Source organism: Micromonospora sp. NBC_01699 (genome assembly GCF_036250065.1).
Classification (GTDB): domain Bacteria; phylum Actinomycetota; class Actinomycetes; order Mycobacteriales; family Micromonosporaceae; genus Micromonospora_G.
In genome coordinates this window covers 5,166,415-5,184,785 of record NZ_CP109199.1, presented here as the reverse complement: position 1 = coordinate 5,184,785, position 18,371 = coordinate 5,166,415, and the positions used below count along the sequence as shown (strand labels likewise).

The window sequence follows — 18,371 nt, the reverse complement described above, 5'->3', positions numbered from 1 at the left end:
GTCGGCTCCAGCGAACCGAGGCCGGTCGGGAAAAGTTGCCGGGAACCAGCCGTGCTGGGCCGCCGACTATTCATGCAAGTACGTCCCCGCCGTCCGCTGTGTCCTCAGCGACCGCCCCACCAGGAGAATCCGGTGCCGCGATCACGTTCGCTCGTTGCCGCCCTTGTCGTATCGATCGCGCTGACCAGCGCGTGTAGTTCCGACTCTGACAGCTCCGGAGCGTCCACGACGCTGCGCGTCGGGTTGGGTAGTGAGTCAGGCGCGGTGGACCCGCACGCGTTCACCGGGAACTTTCTGCTCCTCGATGCCATCTACGAGCCGCTGGTCAGCTACGGCGAGGATGGGCGGCTGGAGCCGGGACTGGCGGAGTCATGGTCGGTCGCCGAGGACGGCCGGCGGGTGACCTTCGATCTGCGGGACGGGGTGCGTTTCACCGACGGATCGCCGGTCGACGCGGCCGCGGTCAAGTGGAACTTCGATCGGTGGGTGGGCAACAAACGCTTCTCGTTCTTCCGGGCGTCCCAGGTCATCTCCTCGGTCCAGGCCCCGGATCCGGACACGGTCGTGTTGACCCTGTCCGAGGCGTACGAGCCGCTGTTGCAGGAGATGTCGATCGTCCGTCCGGTCCGGCTGCTCAGCCCCAAGTCCGCAGCCGCCGACGGGGCGTTCCAGAACGCGGTCGGTACGGGTGCCTGGAAGCTCGTGTCCAACGCCGCCACCGGCGCCGTGTTGGAACGCAACGACGACTACTGGGGGACAAAACCACGCCTGGAACGTGTCGAGTTCAAGGTCATCCCGGACTCCCAGGCGCGCGTCGACGCACTGAGCAACGGTGAGATCGACCTGATCGGCGGCGCCTATCTCGCCCCGATCACACCGGTGGAGGCGAAGTCCCTCGACGGGCGAGACGACATCAAGCTGCTCACCGGCGCGCCGGATGTCTCGATCATGCTCGGTTTCAATCCGGACGGCCCGGCCGGCGACAAGGCGGTACGGGAAGCCGTGATCCGGGCGATCGACACCGCCTCGCTGGCGAAGGCGCTGCTCCTGGGCTATGCCGAGCCGGCCCGGCGGGTGTTCCCGGCGGACGTGCCGGACTCCGGCACCGATCTACCGCTGGGCTTCGACAAGGCCGGTGCGAACAGCGTGCTGGACGCCGCCGGATACGCCCGCGCCGGAAACACCCGGGCTAAGGACGGAAAGCCGCTCGCCCTGCGGCTGCTCATTCCCGCTACCCCGGCCGAGGGCCAGCTCGATCCCCGTACCATGGCCACGGCGATCGCCGCGGCGCTCGGCGAGGTGGGTATCGCGGTCGAGATCGCCCCGGTCGACGCTGCGGCCTACTACGACGAACGGGCCGAGGGCACGTACGACATCACGTTCTTCGAAACCCTCGGGGCGCCCTACGACCCGTCCAGTTCGATCGTTTCCCTGTTCACCGCCGACGCGCGGGCGCCGCTGTGGGTGACACCGGCAACCGAGAGCCTGGTCGACAGGGCGCTGTTCGCCCGTGACCCCGCTGCCCGGGGTGCGGCCTACCAGGCGCTCTACGACGCGGTGGCAGCCGACGCCGGGTTCGTGCCGCTGGTCTACCGGCCGCGGGTCTGGGCCGTACGGGACGAGGTGAACGGCTTCGCGGTGCCGCCCAGCGATGTCGACCTCGAACTGACCGGGGTCAGCGTCGGGTGAGGACACCAGGGCGGTTGCGCTCCGTCGGCGGCTACGTCACACGGTGGACCGTCGACACCGTCGGGGTGCTCTTCGCGCTTTCCGCCGGTACCTTCGCCCTCGTCCTGCTCGCGCGTGGTGATCCGGCGGCGATGCTGGCGGCGACCCGGGCGGGTCGTCCGGCCACGCCCGAGCAGGTGGAGGCCGTCCGCGCCGAGTTGGGCCTGGACGCTCCCGCTCCGGTGCGGTACCTGAGGTGGCTTGCCGATGTGGGCACCGGCGATTTCGGGCTGTCGCTGCGGACGAACACGCCGATCGGACCCGAGATCGGCGACCGGATCGGCGTGACGCTGGGGTTGGTGGCCGGTTCCGCGGTGGTGGCCATCCTGGTGGGGGTGACCGTCGGCGTCGCGGGGGCGGTGCTCGATCGTGGCCTGTCGCGCGGTGCCCTGCGCATCGGGGCGCTGCTCGCCACCTCGGTGCCGGCATTCTGGCTGAGTTACCTCCTCGTGCTGGTGCTGGCCCTGCGCTTGGGCCTGGTACCGACCTCCGGAATGGCAGGTCCCGCGACGTGGGTAATGCCGATGGCGGTGCTCGGACTGCCGGCCGCCGGTGCCCTCAGCCGAGTCGTGGCCGTGACACTGCGCGAAGCGCTCGACCAGCCATACGTTCTCGCCGCGCAGGCCCGTGGCAGCGGGCCGCTGTCGATCGTGCTCCGCGACGGTCTGCCGAACACCGCCGGCCCCGTGCTGTCCGTCGCCGGATTCACCATCGGCACCCTGCTGGTGGGGACGGTCGTCGTGGAGCAGATCTTCGGCTGGCCCGGCCTCGGTGCCTACTTCGTACGCGCTGCCGCGGCCCGGGACGTCCCGGCGCTCCAGGCGAGCGCACTTCTCCTGGGCGGTGGGTTCATCCTCGCCAACCGCCTCGCCGACGCCCTACAGGTCCTCATCGATCCGCGATCCCGCCGTGGCCCCGGTACCCACCCGCTCGTGCCTCGGCTCTGGTCGAGGCGGTTGAGCCGCAGCGGCACCGACGAGCGCACAACGTGTCCCCGGGCGGAGACAACATGAACGGATACCGCCGTCTGAACATTCCGCCTATCGTGCGTACGACGCTGGTCGCCCTGCCCCTGATCGGGTTCACGACCGTGGGGATACTGGCACCGGTGCTCGCCCCGGCCGATCCCACGGCCACCGACCTCGCCGCCAGTCTGCTGCCACCATCGGCGGACCACCTGCTCGGCACCGACCAGCTTGGCCGCGATCAGCTCAGCCGGATCCTCTACGGGGCACAGATCTCGCTCGTGGTCACCGCAGCTGTCCTGACGATCTCACTGACCGTCGGCGTCGTCACCGGCACGGTGGCCGGCTATCTCGGCGGCTGGGTCGACCGGTTCATCTCCCGGGTCGTCGACATAGCTGTCTCCCTACCCGGGATGCTCGTGGCCTTGGCGGTCATCGGCCTACGGGGCCCCGGGGTGGAGAACCTCGTCATCGCGATGTCCCTGTGGGCGTGGGCACCGTACGCCCGCATCGCCCGCGCCCGCGTCGCGGGCCTGCGCGACAGTCCTCACCTGGACGCCCTCCGGCTGCTCGGAGCCGGACCCGGACGGATCCTCGGTCGACACCTGGTACCGCCGGCCCTCGCACCGTGCCTGGTCTACGCCAGTACCGACGTCGGTGCCATCGTCCTCGGCGTCGCCACCCTGAGCTTCCTCGGCCTCGGTATCCCCCCGCCCCAGGCGGAGTGGGGCCAGATGCTCATCGAAGGGCGGCCCTACCTGGCCTCCGCCTGGTGGCTGGCCTACCCGCCCGGCATCGCCATCACCGCGGTCGTCTTCGCGAGCAACCTGCTCGGAGAGCGTCTGGCAGCCGGTGAGGAGCGGCCATCGATCCTGCGGTGGGTACTCCCGTCGCGCCTGCGTAGACCGTCGGCCGATCGGGCGACTGCCGTGCCGATGGCAACGGTTCTCCCAGCGGCGATGTCGGCCGAGGACAACAACTTGCTGCGTGTGCGGGATCTGTCCGTCACCTATCCGTACGAGGGCGGACGCCGCCGCGTCGTTGCCGACATCTCCTATGACGTCCAGCGGGGGCAGATTCTGGCGATTGTCGGTGAGACCGGCAGTGGGAAGACCACCTCCGCGTTGGCTCCCTTTGGACTGCTCGACCCCAGCGCGGTGGTCACCGGTTCGGCGCTGCTGGGGGCCGAGACCGAGGCTCGGCAACTCGTCGGACTCGCACCGCGCGAACGTCGCCAGGTCAACGGTCGCCGCGTGGGCGTGGTCTTCCAGGACAGCCTCGTCGTGCTGAACCCGCTGCGGAGCGTCGGCGCACACGTCGACGAGGCCGTCCGCAACGCGGGCCGCGGCGGCCGCCGCGGTGCCACTCGGCGGGTCACCGAGGAGTTACTGCACCTGGTTGGTCTGCCCGATCCCGCCGGGATCGCCCGCGACCTGCCCCACCAGCTTTCCGGCGGGATGCGTCAACGTGTGCAGATAGCTGTTGCCCTGGCCGGCGAGCCGGAGCTGCTCGTCGCCGACGAACCGACCTCCGCGCTCGACGTGACGGTGCAGGCGCAACTGCTCGACCTGCTGGCCAGGCTTCGCGACGAACTGGGCATGGCCATGATCGTCGTCAGTCACGACCTGGCGGTAGTCACACGGTTGGCAGACAACGTGGCCGTCATGTACGCCGGCCGGATCGTCGAGTCGGGACCGCTCGCCACCATAATCAAGAACCCGGACCACCCCTACACCCGCGGACTGCTCGACGCCGTACCGCGTCCCGGCGCGGCACCGGGAACCCGATTCCGGACCATGCCGGGACGCTCCGGTGCCGGTCCGGACGATGCCAGCGGCTGTGCCTTCGCCCCTCGGTGCACCGCTGCCGTGCCGGTGTGCACGCGTGACCAGCCGGCGCTGGTGGCGCTGAGTCCGGCGCACCGGTCGGCGTGTCCGTTGCCGCACGGTGAGACCGCGCTCGCACCCGGAGCCCTCCCCGAGTGGAACGGCGGCTGACCGATGCTCGAAATCGAACGGGTCACCGCCGGTTACCCCCGCCGCCGAGGCTGGGAGCACCTGAACGTCGTCGAGGAGGTGACGATGCGCGTCGACAAGGGCGAGATCGTCGGGCTCGTCGGCGAGTCCGGTTGTGGCAAGACGACGCTGGCGCGGGTGGTCACCGGGCTCAACCGTCCCAGTGCGGGCGTGGTTCGTTTTGCCGGCGTCGACGTGCACGCCCTGCGCGGCGGAGCGCTGCGGGCACACCGACGGCACGTCCAGATGGTGTTCCAGGACCCGTACCTCACCCTCAGCCCCCGGCTGACGGTACGACAGTCCATCGCCGAGCCGCTGCTCATCCACCGCGTCGGCGATACCCGGTCCCGGTCCGCGCGGGTGGACGAACTGTTGGACCTCGTCGGCCTCGATCCTCAGGTGGGCGAGCGTCGGCCCCGACAACTGTCCGGGGGACAGCAACAGCGTGTGGCGATAGCCCGTGCGATAGCCCTGGGACCCCGCCTGTTGGTGTGTGACGAACCCGTCACCGCGCTGGACGTGTCGGTACAGGCGAAGATACTCAACCTGCTCTGCGACCTACGCGACCGACTCGGTCTGGCCTGCCTGTTCATCTCCCACGACCTCGCCGTCGTCCGGCAACTCGCGAACCGGGTCGCGGTGATGCGTAACGGCAGGATCGTCGAGCAGGGCCCGACCGTGGAGGTCACCTCCGACCCGCGTCACCCGTACACCCGGGCGCTGCTCGTGGCGACTCCCACGATCGACCTTGGTGTCGGTCAGGCCGGCGGCTCGGCCGGCTTCTCGTAGACGGTGACGTGGGTGCCGGTGCCGAGGTAGGGCTCGTTGCGCCAGCCGCCCCACCGGTGGACGCGGTCCAGCCCGGCGAGGCGGGCCATCAGATCGAGTTCGGACGGCCAGGCGTACCGCATCGACACCGGGGCCAGGCGGATTCCCTCGTTGGTGATGAGGATGTGCTGGCCGTCGAAGCGTTGGTCGATCGGGTCGTGGCGGACCGCGACCAGGCGTACGTGGTCCTGGTCGACCCGGTGGGCGTCGACGCTCTGGTTGCGTTGGTAGCGGGCGAGGTCCGGCACCAGGCACTCCAGGACGAACCGTCCACCCGGTAGGAGGCGGCGGGCGACGTTGGCGAAGCAGCGCACCTGATCCTCCTGGGTCATCAGGAAGAAGAAGGTGGTGAAGACGACGAAGATCATGGCGAATCGGTCGTCGGTGCCCGGGTCGACGTCGACCATGTCGCCGATGGTGACGGGGATCCGCTCGCCGCCGGGTTTGGCCCGGAGCAGGGCGACCATGGCCTCGGAGGCATCCACACCCCTCAGGTCGATTCCCCGCTCGGCCAGCGGAATGGTGACCCGGCCGGTGCCTACGGCCAGTTCGAGGACTGGTCCCGTCGGCCCCTTGGCGATCAGGTCGGCGAGATATTCCACGGCGTCGGTCGGGTCGAGGTCGGCGTGCCACTCGTCGTAGACGTCGGCGTTTCGCTCGCCGTAGGTCTCCGGTCCGTACGTACTCATGGGGCTCCTGTCGGGGTCAGTCCAGCGGTCGCATGTCGTGAGCGATGGTGCCGGCGGCGGCGAGTGAGTGATACAGGCCCAGTTCGGCGGTAGGCCCCTCGGCCATCACCAGGGCGGTGCAGCCCCGCTGGTCGGCGAGGTGGACGATCCGGTCCCCGAGTTGGGCGGTCGGGAAGAACTCGGGGGAGCCGGGAAAGAGCGGCAGCCGTTCGGGTCCGCGCCAGCCGACGAGCCGGCCCGGGGCCGGCGGATGAAGGAAAATCATGCCGTAGCCGCGATCGGGGGTCAGCGGCGTGTCCAGCAGCCGGGGTCGCCGGCCGAGTGCGGTGTCAACGACCGCGTCGTACACGTTCACCTGTAGGGAGCGGCACATCATCTCCCCGATGACCGCTCCGGCGATCCGCCCGTTGACCTCCACGACCTCCGGGCCGTCGGGGGTGTGGGCGAACTCGGTGTGCGCGATGCCGGCGGAGAATCCGACCGTGGCGAGGACCTCTCCGATCCAGGTCTCCAGGCGGTCCAACTCGTGTTGCGGAAACGCGACGGGGAAGGAGACGGCCTCCTCCCGCCGGACCGGCTCGGGTGTGTGGATGTGCACGGCGATCCCGAGCAGTTTCGTGCGCCCCTGCCAGCTCACCGTCTCGGCGCTGTAGACAGGCCCCGGGAAGTACGGTTCGGCCACGAGGTGCCGGCCCATCAGGGTTGCGTCGGTGATCTGCCGGGCGGCCCGGTCGCGTTCGGCGTCGTCGCGGATCAGCCACACCGACCGGGAGGAGGTGCCCGCCGAGTCCTTCACGATCGCGGGGTAGCCGATCGCCGACACCGCTTCGACGACCGCGTCGGCCGTGGGCTCCACCCGGATCGCGCCGGCGCGGCTCAAACCGGCCCGGTGCAGCCGGGTGCGGACCTCCGCCTTGTCCCGCAGGACGCGTGCGGTGTCCAGACCGAGGGTGGTCAGGCCGTACCGTTGCGCCAGTTCCGCCCCGGGCAGCATCCAGGTGTCGGTGGAGTTGACCAGTCCGGCGAGGTCGGGAATCCGGTCGAGGACCTTGGCGCAGGCGGCTATGTCGGTGGTGTCGACGTCGATCACCTCCAGGTCCTCCGGCCGCAGGCGGTCGAGTTCGTACGAGTAGATCGACCGGTTGCCGGTCAGCAGGCACAGCCGGTGACCTGCCTCGGTGGCGGCGTCCCGCAGCCTGGCGAGACCGAAGGTCAGTGCCTCAAGTAACACGAGCGTCACGGTTGGCTCTCCTCTGCCTGGTGAAGTGGGCGGGCCGCCTGGACGACCAGCCGCTTCGCGTGGTTGTCGTACGGTTCCTCGGCGAAGCCTCCATAGCAGCGGATCCCGGTGAACCCGGCGGCGGTCAGCATGGTGCGGATCTCGGCGGCGCTGTAGACGAACTGTTCGAAGAACCCGTGCCGGGCGGTGTCGCCCCGTACCAGGGTCCAGTCGCTGCGGAACCGGGTCCAGTCGTCCAGGATGGTGTCCCGCATGAACAGCCGGCCACCGTCGTGCACCTCGACCACCTTCGGTGTGCCGGCCCACCGGGCGAAAATCTCCTTGCTGAACAGGTCCATCAGCAGCCGGCCGCCCGGCACCAGGCTCCGCCAGGCGTTGCGCAGCACGAGTTGGTTCTGCGCCGGGTCGGCGAAGTAGCCGAAGGAGGTGTACATGCTGATGACCAGGTCGTAGGAGGAAGGCTCGACGAACTCCCGCATGTCGGCGCGGACCAGGCGCACCGTCAGGCCGGCCTGCCCGGTCGTCTCGCGGGCGCGATCCAGCATCGCCACACTGAGATCCACCCCGGTGACCAGGGCGCCGCGCTCGGCGAGAGGAACGGCGTACGTGCCCGGACCACAGCCCAGGTCGAGCACCCGGCTGCCGGCCGGCAGGTCCAGTAGCGGGGATGTCGCCACCCAATTTTGCGCCTCGCGTCGGCGTTTCGGGGCGAACAGCGCCCCTGCGAAGTCCATCCAGAACGTGTCGTCCTCATACCACTCCACCGGTAGCTCCGAATCATGCGACGACGGACGTACTACAGGTCGCACGGCGGTGCGAAAAAGTTCCGGACGTTGGAAGAAGAAAATCGACTTCCGTTCGGCCCGATTGGTGGAGGTGGCCACCTTGACCCATCGACAGCAGACATAGTCCAAGGCAGGCTCTCCGGTCTGCTGGAGAACCCCCGGAACTAAACCATCAACCGGTACGACCAATGTCTTGGCCGAGGAAGCCGGAGCCTAGGTCATCGAGGCGGGAACATCAATGCCGGATCCTCGTCGCCATCCACCAGTGGCAATGCATGTTTTCGCCGGTCCGGACCCCGCACCATCGTCTCTACCGCCATCGCGGCCTTCCCGCCACCCGACCCACCACGCCGAGGAGCGATCCGACCATGCCGTTCACGGGTACATCGACGACCACGCCCCTGCTGCACCCCCATGCCACCGACGCGATCAAGGCGCCGAGCTTCATCCAACTGTCGGAGAACATGGTCCTCGCCCGCTTCGAGACCCTGAAGGTCTACGCCGCCCTGGGAGCAGTACGGTCACTCCTGGCAGCGGGGACCGTACGTCCCGGTGACACGCTCGTCGACAGCTCCAGTGGCATCTACGCCCTCGCCCTGGCGATGGTCTGCCACCGCTACGGGCTGCGTTGCCACATCGTGGCCTCGACCACGGTGACCCCGACCATCCGGTCGCAACTGGAGATCCTCGGCGCCACCGTGGACCAGATGCCTCCCGAGAAGGACCTACGGCTCGATCAGCACCGACGGGTGGCCCGGGTCCAGGAACTCCTGCGAAGCAACCCCGGCATGCACTGGATGCGTCAGTACCACGACCCGGTGCACTGCCTGGGGTACAGGGAACTGGCCGAACTGGTGCGCGCCGCCCTACCCGACCGGCCGCTGGCCGTCGTCGCCAGCGTCGGCACGGGCGCGTCGAGCGCGGGTCTGATCCTGCCGATCCGGGAACACGACCCCTTGACCCGGCTGATCGGTGTGCAACCGTTCGGCAGCGTGAGCTTCGGCAGCGAGGGCTTCCAGGACCCGGAGGCCATCATCGCCGGCATCGGCAGCGCCATCCCCTTCGACAACGTCCGCCACGAACTCTACGACCAGGTGCACTGGGTGACCTTCCGGTACGCCATGGCCGGCACGGTGGAGCTGATGCGCGCGCACGCGGTCTTCGCCGGGCTCTCCACCGGCGCGGCGTACCTCGCCGCCCGCTGGGAGGCCCAGCATCACCCGGAACGGGTGCACCTTCTGGTCGGAGCCGACACCGGACACCGTTACGTCGACAAGGTCTTCGCCCGCCATCGTGAGGCCCTGGACGCGGGCACGCTCGAACCAGTCCAGATCGCTGCCCTCGACGACCTGACCCCACCCTGGTCGACCATGCCCTGGGCACGGCGCGGGTACCCACCCAACTCCGGCCAGGAACCTCCGACCTTGACCGCGCCGATCGTCAGCTCTGCGGGTTCCCACCCGGGACCGGCCGACCGATGACGGGGCAGAAACACAGGAAACGGTCAGCGCCCGTACCGCGATGGAATGGGTCTGTCGGCCGAACTCCTGCCGGTCCGGCTGCGACGGGCTACGAGAGCGTCGCAGCAGGGGTACTGCCGTGCAGCCGCCTCACCGCCAGCACGACAACCGGGAACAGGAGGCACTGGGCAGCCACGACCAGCCAGAACCCCGGCAGGTACCCACCACGCTCGAACAACCCGTACACGGCGCCGCCGACCACGCCGCTGAGGAAGGAACCGACGCCGACGGCCAGCCGCTGCTGACCGAAGACGACGGTCGCTGACCGCCTCGACCTCGCGAGCGCTTCGAGGTCGTTCTTGAGAAACAGTACGGCGCTGCCGACGCTGATCGACGCGACTCCGACCACGACCGTGAACCCGTTGGCACCGGCGAAGGCGACCATTCCAGCCGCCAGGCAGCCGAAACCGATCCCTATCGCCGCCGGATAGCTCATCCTCTCCACCCGCTGCGCCACCATGGGTTGGACGATCGCCAGGCCGAGGGAGTAGCCCATCATGGCCACGCCGAAGAGCAGCGTCGTCACCCGCCCCTGGGCATAGCTGGAAAGGTACTGAAAGAACTGCATGTGCAGGTAGAAGGTCAGCGCGGTGACGACGAAGGGCAACACCGCCAGACCGTGCAACATCCGCCGGAACGGCTCTACTGGTGGGGCGTCCTCGGTTCGTTGCTCTCGACGGAGGAAGACATGACCGATCGCCAGGCTGGCGTAGACCGCTGTGACGACGGCGAACATTTCACCCGGGCGCTGGATGAGCACCGCACCGACCACCGGCCCGACCGCGATACCGAGGCTACCGGCGGCGTTACCCGCCGACACCAGCCGGGGCCGCTGCTCATTGCTCACGCCGTGCAGGAGGTAGCTGCGGTACGCGGGGGAGTACAGCGACCCTCCGCCGGAGATGAGGAACAGGCCGGCGATGGTGAGCACCGGGTTCTCCCCACCCGCGAGGAAGGCGCCACCGCCGAGGCCGTACAGCACCAGGGCGGCGACCAGGGACCGCTGCAATCCCACCCGCTCGGCGACCGCCGCCGTGGCTGGAGCACTCGCGAACTGCACCAGGGTCGCCAACCCCAGCACCACCCCGACCTGGGCCATCCCCACACCCATCCGCTCACGCAGCAGCACCGCGACGTACGGATAGACCGAGAACGAGCCGACGTTGACCAGAAAGCCGCCCACCAGCACCGCGAACTGGGCGCCGGTGATATCGCGACCACGCAGGAACGCCAGCCCGCGGGCCCACGCGGCAGTCCGGGGCGAGGCAGGCGTGACCATCAGCAGCCCGATCCGCAGGAACCAGACCGAGCTGGCCCCGTAGCCGGCCTTTGACGTACGGAATGCCCGCTCACTCTGGTCCTCTCGAACTGCCTCGTCCGTTGACCGCCTGCCCCCGGCACCTGCCGCGCATAGGGCAACGCCTTGCTCGGGCCGGCAGCGAGATGGTCGTCGTCACACTCGGATAAGTTCCGGAGATCGTCATATCAGGTGCGGCCGTCGTGTCGGGCCGTGGACTTCCACTCCGTCGCGGGCCCCACCACGATGACCCGTTCGACTCCGGGCATCGTCCACGCGAGGAACGCACCATTCGATGGTTTCGCCATGGTGCGCCGACTCTCAGCGTCGGGATCCCGCCTCCGAGCTGAAGTCCGTGCCCGGGATCGAACCGCCGTCCTCGGTGGACACGACTCCCAGACCGGGCGCGTCTCCGAGGACGATCCGTCCCCGGTTGAGGCCGAGCCCGCGAAAGGGCGGATCGCGTAGGAGGAACTGGCTGTCGATGTCGATCCGATCGGCGAGCGGTGCCAGCAGGGCCGCCTGGCTGAGCGCCAATTCCGACTCACAGTTACAGCTGAGCATCACCGACAGGCCGAGCTGCCGGGCGGTCTCCATCACCCGGCGGGTCGCCTGGACACCGCCGGACTTGGCCAGCTTGACCACCACGCCGTCGGCAAGCTCACGCGCGGCGTGGACGCTCGCCAGGTCGGTGCAGCCCTCGTCCAGGAAGACCGGCAGCCGGTTCGGTAGCTCCCGGTAGCGGCGATAGGCGTCAACGGACGCGGTGGGGAAGGGCTGCTCGATGAGCTGGATGTCAAGGCCACGCAACCGTGGGGTCAGATCCCTGGCCGTTTCGAAGTCCCACGCCTCGTTAGGGTCGATGCGGATCGCACGGTCGGTTACTGCCCGGACCTTCACCAAGCGATCGAGGTCCTCAGGCCCGCGTACCTTCATCTTGAACGCGCCCACCTCGGGAGCGTTCTGGACCGCCGTGAGGGTTTCCTCCAGGCTGCCGATCCCGATCGTGTACCCCGTCGGCTCAGTGAGAGTGCGAGGTAGGCCGAACAGCTGCCAGGTCGGCACCCCGGCTGACCGGCCGAGCCAGTCGTGCACGGCCCCGTCGAGGGCCATCCGGGCACCGACCGGCGCCTCCCAATCCGCGATCCGGTCGAGAACAGTCTCGGGATCGGACAGGTCGGAACCGAGGATCCACTCGCCCTGCGCCTCGACCGCCGCGAGGACCTCCTCGACGGTTTCGCCGTGTGCCCACGCCGGGGTCCCCTCACCCCGGCCGACGATGCCACCGTGAACGACGGTCGCGACACAGGTGTCCGTCGAGTCATAGGCGACACGCGAACTCCGAAACACCGTGCGCAGACGCAAAGTCACACGACGAACGCGTACCTCCATGCGGGCAAGGATGTCACGACCCGGACGAGTAATCCATACCCGCCAATCCGACCTGCTCACTATCACGCGATCGATGCCCGAGGTCCGGACCGGGACGCGGTACCGGCCGACGTGCCCGCGACCAGCGAGCAATCGGTACGGCAACGAACCTGTGGTGTGTTCCGATGCGGATCCCTGAGTGGGCCGCGCCGCAGCCGGGACCTCATCAACGCGGTCTCATGTTCATCGATGTCATCGGGAACTTTTCCGTCCTCACCTCCGACTGTTCAGGCACGAACCGCTGTCGGAGGGATCATCGATGAGGCGACGGGCAATGTTGACGGGTGGTGCGGTCGCGGGTGTGGGCACGCTGATCGGTGGGCAGGCGGCCGGGGCAACGCCGCGCGGTACGAAGGGCCCTTTGCGGGTACGTATCGTCATGTTCGACGGTGTCGAGGAGCAGGACTTCATCGCGCCGCAGGAGGTGTTCTCGCTGGCCGGGTGGTACAGCAGCAGGGAGATCGACACCGGCTACACGGTGCTCGGCAGACCTCGTGTCATCACCGCCGCGTTCGGCACTCGCGTGACGGTCGATCGCGGCTGGCGGCCCGAGGAAGCGGACCTGATCATCGTGCCCGGTGGTGGTCGTCCCGGAGAGCCCGGTATCTGGGCGGAGATCAACAACGGGGCGCTCCCGAAGGCGCTCGCCGAAGCCCGCCGTCCGGGGCTCATCATCTCCTCACTCTGCACCGGCGCGATCATCCTTGCCGCGGCCGGCCTGGTTACGGGCCGCCCCTGCACCACCCACACCGTCGCGAAGAGGGAGCTGGCCGCGCGCGGCGGCGTCGTCAAGAACGCGCGCGTCGTCGACGACGGCGACCTGGTCACCGCAGCCGGCATCACATCCGGCCTGGATCTGGCGCTGCACCTGATCGCGCGCGAGCTGAACGCGGACGTCGCGGTCCAAGTCGAGGAGGCCCTCGAATACCAGGCGCGCGGCACAGTCTGGACCCGGTGAGGATCCGGACACCGCCGCCTGGCGGCACCACCGCCACCGCGGTACGGCATCCAACCAGCAGACACAGTGGTCCCTATTGCTCCAACATGTTCGGCAGGTTCCATTCGGGGTCCCGCGAAGGGTTGAGGTGGCTGTCTGAGCGACGTGTCGCACGAAGCCGAGGATCAATGCCTTCGAGGGAGGCCACCGGAGCGCTACCGAAGCTACGGCGGTAACTGGCCGGGCTCGTCTGGAGGTCTCGCTGGAAATGGGCCCGCAACGCCGTCACCGAGCCGTGGCCGCTGTGTTCGGCGACCGCCGTCACTGACAGATCGGTGGTCTCCAGGAGCCGGCGGGCCAGGTGCAGCCGTTGGTGGTGTAGCCAACCGAGCGGTGTGGTGCCGGTCTGCTCCCGGAAGCGCCGGGTGAGCGTGCGTACGCTGACCCGGGCATGGCGGGCGATGTCGGTCACGGTGAGGGCGTCGGCCGCGTTTTCGGTGAGCCAGGCCAGGGTCGGGGCGAGTGAGCCCTCGGTGCCGGCGGGCGTGTGGTCGATGAACTGTGCCTGACCGCCTTCCCGGCTCGGGGCCATGACCACCACACGGGCAGTCCGCGCGGCGACAGCCGCACCGTGATCGCGACGCACGAGGTGTAGGCACAGGTCGAGGCCCGCGGCGACGCCTGCTGAGGTGAACACCAGGCCGTCGGCGGTGAACAGGGCCGCCGCGTCGACGTCGACGCCGGGGTGCCGGCGGCCCAGTTCGGCCGCGGCGGCCCAGTGGGTGGTGGCGCGGCGGCCGTCGAGCAGTCCCGCTTGGGCGAGGACGAAGGCACCTGTGCAGATCGAAACCGTACGTGCCCCGCGTTGGGCCGCAGCGCGCAACACCTCCAGCACGGTGTCCGGAGCCCGGCGAGGAACTGCCAGGCCGGGCACCACGACCGTGTCGGCGTCGGCGGCGGCTTCGAGTCCGTACGGCGCCTGGATCTTGTAGTAGTTGGTGCCCGACGCGCTGGCGCTCACAGTCGACTGAACACCGCACACCCGGATCTCGTACGGGTAGCCGCCGTCGGCCAGCCGGGTACTGCCGAAGACCTGACACGGGATCGCCAGGTCGAAACCGACGACGCCCTCGATGGCGAGTACGGCGATGACGTGGGGATCACCGGGCATCGATCGTCCTTCGCGTGCAACTCCACAGGCAGGCCCGCTGTGGGCAGACGCACATCGGGCGCAGCTCGATCCGTGGCGAGCCGTCGTGCGCCGTGTCGACCACGGCGGCCACCCCGAACACGTCGTGCAGTATGTCGGGAGCCAGCACGGTCGATGGAGGTCCGGCCGCGACGACACGACCACCATGCAGGACCACCACCGCGTCGGCGTACCGGGCGGCGAGGTCCAGGCCGTGCAGGGCGGCGACGACGGTGACGCCGAGTCCGCGGACCAGTTCGAGGATCTCCAGTTGGTGGCGGATATCGAGGTGGTTGGTTGGCTCGTCGAGAACGAGCATCCGGGGTTGTTGGGCGAGCGCGCGGGCGAGCAGGACACGCTGCCGTTCCCCACCGGAGAGCTCACCCACTCGCCGTCCGGCGAACTCGGCCAGCCCGGTCGCCTCGATTGCCCGGTTCACCGCGTCATGGTCCGTCGTCGACAGACGGTCCAATCCCCGTAAGTGCGGAGTTCGGCCCATTGTGACGGTTTCCGAGACGGTGAACTCGAATCCCGAATGCTGCTCCTGGGTGAGTACCCCCGTGTGCCGGGCCGACCACGTCGCCGACTCGGTCCAGATGTCTGTGCCGTCGACCAGTACCCGCCCGGAGTCGGGCCGCCGGGCCCGGTAGACCGTCCGGAGCAGGGTGGACTTGCCGCTGCCGTTCGGACCGAGCAGGGCCACGAACCGGCCCTCCGGCACGGCCAAGGAAACCTTGTCGAGCACGACCGTCCCGCCGAGGGCGACGGACACGGACTCCACGTTCAGCGTCACGACGAACCTTCCGCAGCCAAACCTCGGGCGTGCATGACGAGCAGGAAGAACGGCACCCCGAGGAACGCGGTGAGAATGCCGATCGGCAACTCCGTCGGCGCGATCAGCATGCGGGCCGCGACATCGGCCCACACCAGGAACAAGGCACCGAGGGCGACAGTTACCGGCAGCATCCGCCGATGGTCCGCGCCGACGAGCATCCGGGCCAGATGTGCCACGATGAGACCGACGAACCCGATCCCGCCGGACACCGCCACCACCGTACCGACCAGCAGGGTCGTCACCAGCAACAGCTCGAGGCGCAGCCGGCTGGCGTTCACGCCCAGCGCCGCCGAGGCCTCGTCGCCCAGCACCAGCACGTTGAGCCGCCTGGCCCGGTACAACAGCAGCAGGCAAGCCCCCGTCACGATGATTGCCGGCACCCCGAGCAGCCCCCAGTGCGCACCCGACAGCGCTCCGAGCAGCCAGAAAATGATCTGTTGCTGGGCCGACGACGTTTCCGCGCGGGTCAGCATGAACGAGGTGACGCCGCTGAGCAGATGCCCGCACGCCACCCCGACCAGGATCAGCCGCAAGGGCAGCAGACGACCCCGATGGCGGGCCAGCAGCAGGACCACGGCCATCGCCCCGGCCGCGCCCGCAAAGGCCGCAGCTGGAAGCGTCACCGCACCGAGCACGCTGATGCCGGTGGTGATCACCAGGACCGCTCCGACCGAGGCACCCGACGACAACCCCAGCAGGTACGGGTCGGCGACCGGGTTACGAACCACGCTCTGGACCACCGCGCCGGCCAGCGCCAGCCCTGCCCCGACCACAGCGCCCAGCAGCACTCGGGGAAGCCGCAGCCGCCACACGATCAGATCGGCCGTGGATGTGGTGTCGCCGCCGCCGGAGAGATGGTGGAGCAGGATCCGGGCCACGTCGCCGGACGGGACGCGGACCGGTCCGATCCCGGTTGCCGTTACCACCGAGACCACCACGGCCGTGCACAGGACGCCCAGTACTACCGGGTACGGCACCGGGCCGGTGCGGATTCGCGACCAGGAGCGTCCCCGCGGTGCCGTTGCCCCAGAGGTACCTGTGGTGCTCACGACCCGCCTACGTGCATCGCAGCCGCGATCTGCTTGAGCGCGTCAACGTTGAGCGGGCTGGGGAACGCCGCGACGTACTGCGAAGTGGACAGCACTCGGCGGGTGCGCACTGCGGTGGTGTTCGCCAGCAGCGGGTTGGCGCGGACCTGGTCGACGAGCGCTTCGCCCTTGGCCTTGGCGAAGCTGTAGTCGGTGACCACCAGGATCACCTGCGGGTCGCGTTCCGCGACCTTCTCGGGTGACACCTGGCTGTGCATACCGCTGGCGTCGGCGAAGACGTTCTCCCCGCCCGCCCCGATGACCAGGGCGTTGGCTATGGTCGCCGGGCCGGAGGTCGGCACCGGCTGTCCGGCCACCGGGTTGTCGGGCAGGATCAGCACCCGCGGCTTCGTTCCGGTGCCGGCCGTGGCGACCACCGCCTGCTCCCGTTCTTTGAGGTCGGCGACGAGTTGCTCGGCGCGGTCTTCCACCCGGAACACCTTGCCGATGTTCAGTAGATAGTCGTACGTCGGGGCCAGGGTGGTCAGTGGCTCCGCCGCCTCGGTGGGGGATGCCGCGCGCGGCATGCAGGCGGCCAGCCCCAGGGCGTTCATCGTTGCCAGGTCAGCGTCCTTCGGGCTACCCGGCGCGCCACCGAACGCGGAGAATGCGGTCAGCACCAGGTCGGGTCGTTTCGCCGCGACAAGCTCGGTCGGCGGCACACTGTCAGCCGTCAGAACCGGCAGCCGTGACAACTCGGACCGGATCGGTCCCTGCTCCACCGAGAACGGCTTCGTGAACCCCACGCCAACGATGCGGTTGCCCAGACCCAGCCGGACCATCGACTGCGCGGCGTAACCATCGAGGACAACCACCCTCTGCGGCACCGCCGCAAAGGTCACGTTGTTGCCCGCGCAATCCTTGATCGTGACCGGAGTGGCACCGCCCGACGCGGGTCCGGCCGCCTTGTCCGAACCGCCGCAGGCAACCAGAGCCAGCGACAGCCCCGCAGCGCACATCACCCTGATCAGACGCGCCCGCCGCATCACGCACCACCTCCGGAGATCGGAGCCGGTGACTGCCATACCTGGCCCTGCCGTTCATACTCCAGCCCACGGGCGACCGTGGCGGCGACCTCGGCGCCGTGGAAGCGCTCCACCAGCCACAATGCCAGGTCCAGGCCGGCCGTGACACCTCCGGCCGTGACCACGTCGCCGTCGTCGACCACGCGTGCGTCCACCGGTTCACCCCCGGCCTCGGTCAGCGCTGCGATCGCCCGGTGATGGGTCGTGCATGGTCGCCCGGAGAGCACGCCCGCCGCCGCCAGCAGGAGCGCGCCCGTGCAGACCGAAGCGAGGACCAGACCCGGGCGTACGGCCGACCGCAACGCCGTCGGGATCCGGCCGGTGGCCAACTCCACGGCAACCCCAGGATGCTGGGCCGATGTGAAACCGCCGCCGGGCACGAACACCACATCCGCCGTCCCCGGTGACCACCGCTGCACGGGCGCGAGGCGCAGGCCGCCGGCTGTCGTCACCGTTGACACCGCACCCTCCGAGACCAGTCGCACCGAGACGGCTGCTCCTGCCCGCCGTGCCATCGACCAGGTCCCGTACGGCCCGGCCACATCCAGGTCGTCCACACCGTCGAAGACCAACATGTCTATCCGCATCACACCTCCAGGGCGCTGTCCCCGGGCGCCGTTCGGGCCCGCTGCACGCGGACCCAGTTCATCCGCTGCGCTGGGCCGGCGGAAGTGGCCCGTGGGCCAACCTGCGCCAGCTTCACGCCACGGCACCAGGCAGAGAACCGCTCGTCCAGTGAGTCGTACGGGCGCGTCGTACAGTTCCCGCTGACGTGCCGTCTGTCCCGGCAAAGGCGGGT

Annotated in this window: 16 protein-coding genes; 6 read left to right on the top strand and 10 right to left on the bottom strand. The window is 69.2% G+C overall.

Going from position 1 to position 18,371, the window contains the following annotated elements; translation table 11 throughout:
• Window positions 1–243: 243 nt before the first annotated feature.
• Genes OG792_RS21175 through OG792_RS21160 form a run of 4 tightly spaced genes read left to right on the top strand, consistent with a single transcriptional unit; the run spans window position 244 to window position 5,497 of the window.
• Window positions 244–1,689, top strand: a complete 1,446-nt coding sequence (locus OG792_RS21175; RefSeq protein ID WP_329101488.1) for an ABC transporter substrate-binding protein — start codon at window positions 244–246, stop codon at window positions 1,687–1,689.
• On the top strand, window positions 1,686–2,741 hold the full coding sequence (locus OG792_RS21170; protein WP_329101487.1) for an ABC transporter permease: 1,056 nt from the start codon (window positions 1,686–1,688) through the stop codon (window positions 2,739–2,741). The genes OG792_RS21175 and OG792_RS21170 overlap by 4 nt, the downstream gene beginning before the upstream one ends.
• Window positions 2,742–2,773: 32 nt before the next feature.
• Window positions 2,774–4,690, top strand: a complete 1,917-nt coding sequence (locus OG792_RS21165; RefSeq protein ID WP_329101485.1) for a dipeptide/oligopeptide/nickel ABC transporter permease/ATP-binding protein — start codon at window positions 2,774–2,776, stop codon at window positions 4,688–4,690.
• 3 nt (window positions 4,691–4,693) lie between these two features.
• Window positions 4,694–5,497, top strand: coding sequence for an ATP-binding cassette domain-containing protein (locus OG792_RS21160; protein WP_329101483.1), 804 nt, complete (start codon window positions 4,694–4,696; stop codon window positions 5,495–5,497).
• On the opposite strand, the gene OG792_RS21155 is transcribed toward OG792_RS21160, so the two are convergent.
• From OG792_RS21155 to OG792_RS21145, 3 genes are read right to left on the bottom strand one after another with little or no spacing between them, the layout of a single operon-like run.
• On the bottom strand, window positions 5,467–6,225 hold the full coding sequence (locus OG792_RS21155; protein ID WP_329101481.1) for a class I SAM-dependent DNA methyltransferase: 759 nt from the start codon (window positions 6,223–6,225) through the stop codon (window positions 5,467–5,469). The two genes, OG792_RS21160 and OG792_RS21155, sit on opposite strands and share 31 nt — an antisense overlap.
• 16 nt (window positions 6,226–6,241) lie before the next feature.
• Window positions 6,242–7,465 (bottom strand): ATP-grasp domain-containing protein, encoded by a 1,224-nt coding sequence (locus OG792_RS21150; RefSeq protein WP_329101479.1) that lies wholly within the window; start codon window positions 7,463–7,465, stop codon window positions 6,242–6,244.
• A complete protein-coding gene (locus OG792_RS21145) occupies window positions 7,462–8,229 on the bottom strand; it encodes a class I SAM-dependent methyltransferase (RefSeq protein WP_329101475.1) in 768 nt (255 codons plus the stop codon). The genes OG792_RS21150 and OG792_RS21145 overlap by 4 nt, the downstream gene beginning before the upstream one ends.
• A 389-nt stretch (window positions 8,230–8,618) precedes the next feature.
• On the opposite strand from OG792_RS21145, the gene OG792_RS21140 reads away from it, so the two are divergent.
• Entirely contained in the window at window positions 8,619–9,731 is a 1,113-nt protein-coding gene (locus tag OG792_RS21140) for a cysteine synthase family protein (protein ID WP_329101473.1), read from the top strand.
• A gap of 88 nt (window positions 9,732–9,819) precedes the next feature.
• On the opposite strand, the gene OG792_RS21135 is transcribed toward OG792_RS21140, so the two are convergent.
• Together OG792_RS21135 and OG792_RS21130 are read right to left on the bottom strand one after the other, a co-directional pair.
• A complete protein-coding gene (locus OG792_RS21135) occupies window positions 9,820–11,049 on the bottom strand; it encodes an MFS transporter (protein WP_329101471.1) in 1,230 nt (409 codons plus the stop codon).
• A gap of 339 nt (window positions 11,050–11,388) precedes the next feature.
• The gene (locus OG792_RS21130) at window positions 11,389–12,603 is read right to left on the bottom strand and encodes an enolase C-terminal domain-like protein (protein WP_329101469.1); all 1,215 of its coding nucleotides are present in this window, start codon (window positions 12,601–12,603) and stop codon (window positions 11,389–11,391) included.
• 196 nt (window positions 12,604–12,799) lie between these two features.
• On the opposite strand from OG792_RS21130, the gene OG792_RS21125 reads away from it, so the two are divergent.
• Window positions 12,800–13,456 (top strand): DJ-1/PfpI family protein, encoded by a 657-nt coding sequence (locus tag OG792_RS21125; protein ID WP_329101467.1) that lies wholly within the window; start codon window positions 12,800–12,802, stop codon window positions 13,454–13,456.
• A gap of 73 nt (window positions 13,457–13,529) precedes the next feature.
• Here the strand turns inward: OG792_RS21125 and OG792_RS21120 are convergent, their stop codons facing one another.
• The 5 genes from OG792_RS21120 to OG792_RS21100 form a co-directional block, all read right to left on the bottom strand.
• Window positions 13,530–14,606 (bottom strand): GlxA family transcriptional regulator, encoded by a 1,077-nt coding sequence (locus OG792_RS21120; RefSeq protein ID WP_329101465.1) that lies wholly within the window; start codon window positions 14,604–14,606, stop codon window positions 13,530–13,532.
• Window positions 14,596–15,417 carry an ABC transporter ATP-binding protein gene (locus OG792_RS21115; protein ID WP_329101463.1) on the bottom strand — a complete coding sequence of 274 codons (822 nt, stop codon included), beginning with the start codon at window positions 15,415–15,417 and terminating at the stop codon, window positions 14,596–14,598. The genes OG792_RS21120 and OG792_RS21115 overlap by 11 nt, the downstream gene beginning before the upstream one ends.
• The gene (locus OG792_RS21110) at window positions 15,414–16,436 is read right to left on the bottom strand and encodes a FecCD family ABC transporter permease (protein WP_442932268.1); all 1,023 of its coding nucleotides are present in this window, start codon (window positions 16,434–16,436) and stop codon (window positions 15,414–15,416) included. Before OG792_RS21110 ends, OG792_RS21115 begins: the two co-directional genes overlap by 4 nt.
• Before the next feature lie 68 nt (window positions 16,437–16,504).
• The gene (locus OG792_RS21105) at window positions 16,505–17,533 is read right to left on the bottom strand and encodes an ABC transporter substrate-binding protein (protein WP_329101459.1); all 1,029 of its coding nucleotides are present in this window, start codon (window positions 17,531–17,533) and stop codon (window positions 16,505–16,507) included.
• On the bottom strand, window positions 17,533–18,147 hold the full coding sequence (locus OG792_RS21100) for a DJ-1/PfpI family protein (protein WP_329101457.1): 615 nt from the start codon (window positions 18,145–18,147) through the stop codon (window positions 17,533–17,535). The genes OG792_RS21105 and OG792_RS21100 overlap by 1 nt, the downstream gene beginning before the upstream one ends.
• Window positions 18,148–18,371 lie beyond the last annotated feature (224 nt).

Excerpts from the sequence above, each read along its gene's own strand:
- OG792_RS21140 (WP_329101473.1), top strand. The coding sequence starts at position 8,619 with ATGCCGTTCACGGGTACATCGACGACCACGCCCCTGCTGCACCCCCAT.
- OG792_RS21135 (WP_329101471.1), bottom strand. The coding sequence starts at position 11,049 with ATGGTCACGCCTGCCTCGCCCCGGACTGCCGCGTGGGCCCGCGGGCTG.
- OG792_RS21100 (WP_329101457.1), bottom strand. The coding sequence starts at position 18,147 with ATGTTGGTCTTCGACGGTGTGGACGACCTGGATGTGGCCGGGCCGTAC.
- OG792_RS21105 (WP_329101459.1), bottom strand. The coding sequence starts at position 17,533 with ATGCGGCGGGCGCGTCTGATCAGGGTGATGTGCGCTGCGGGGCTGTCG.
- OG792_RS21160 (WP_329101483.1), top strand. The coding sequence starts at position 4,694 with ATGCTCGAAATCGAACGGGTCACCGCCGGTTACCCCCGCCGCCGAGGC.
- OG792_RS21155 (WP_329101481.1), bottom strand. The coding sequence starts at position 6,225 with ATGAGTACGTACGGACCGGAGACCTACGGCGAGCGAAACGCCGACGTC.
- OG792_RS21120 (WP_329101465.1), bottom strand. The coding sequence starts at position 14,606 with ATGCCCGGTGATCCCCACGTCATCGCCGTACTCGCCATCGAGGGCGTC.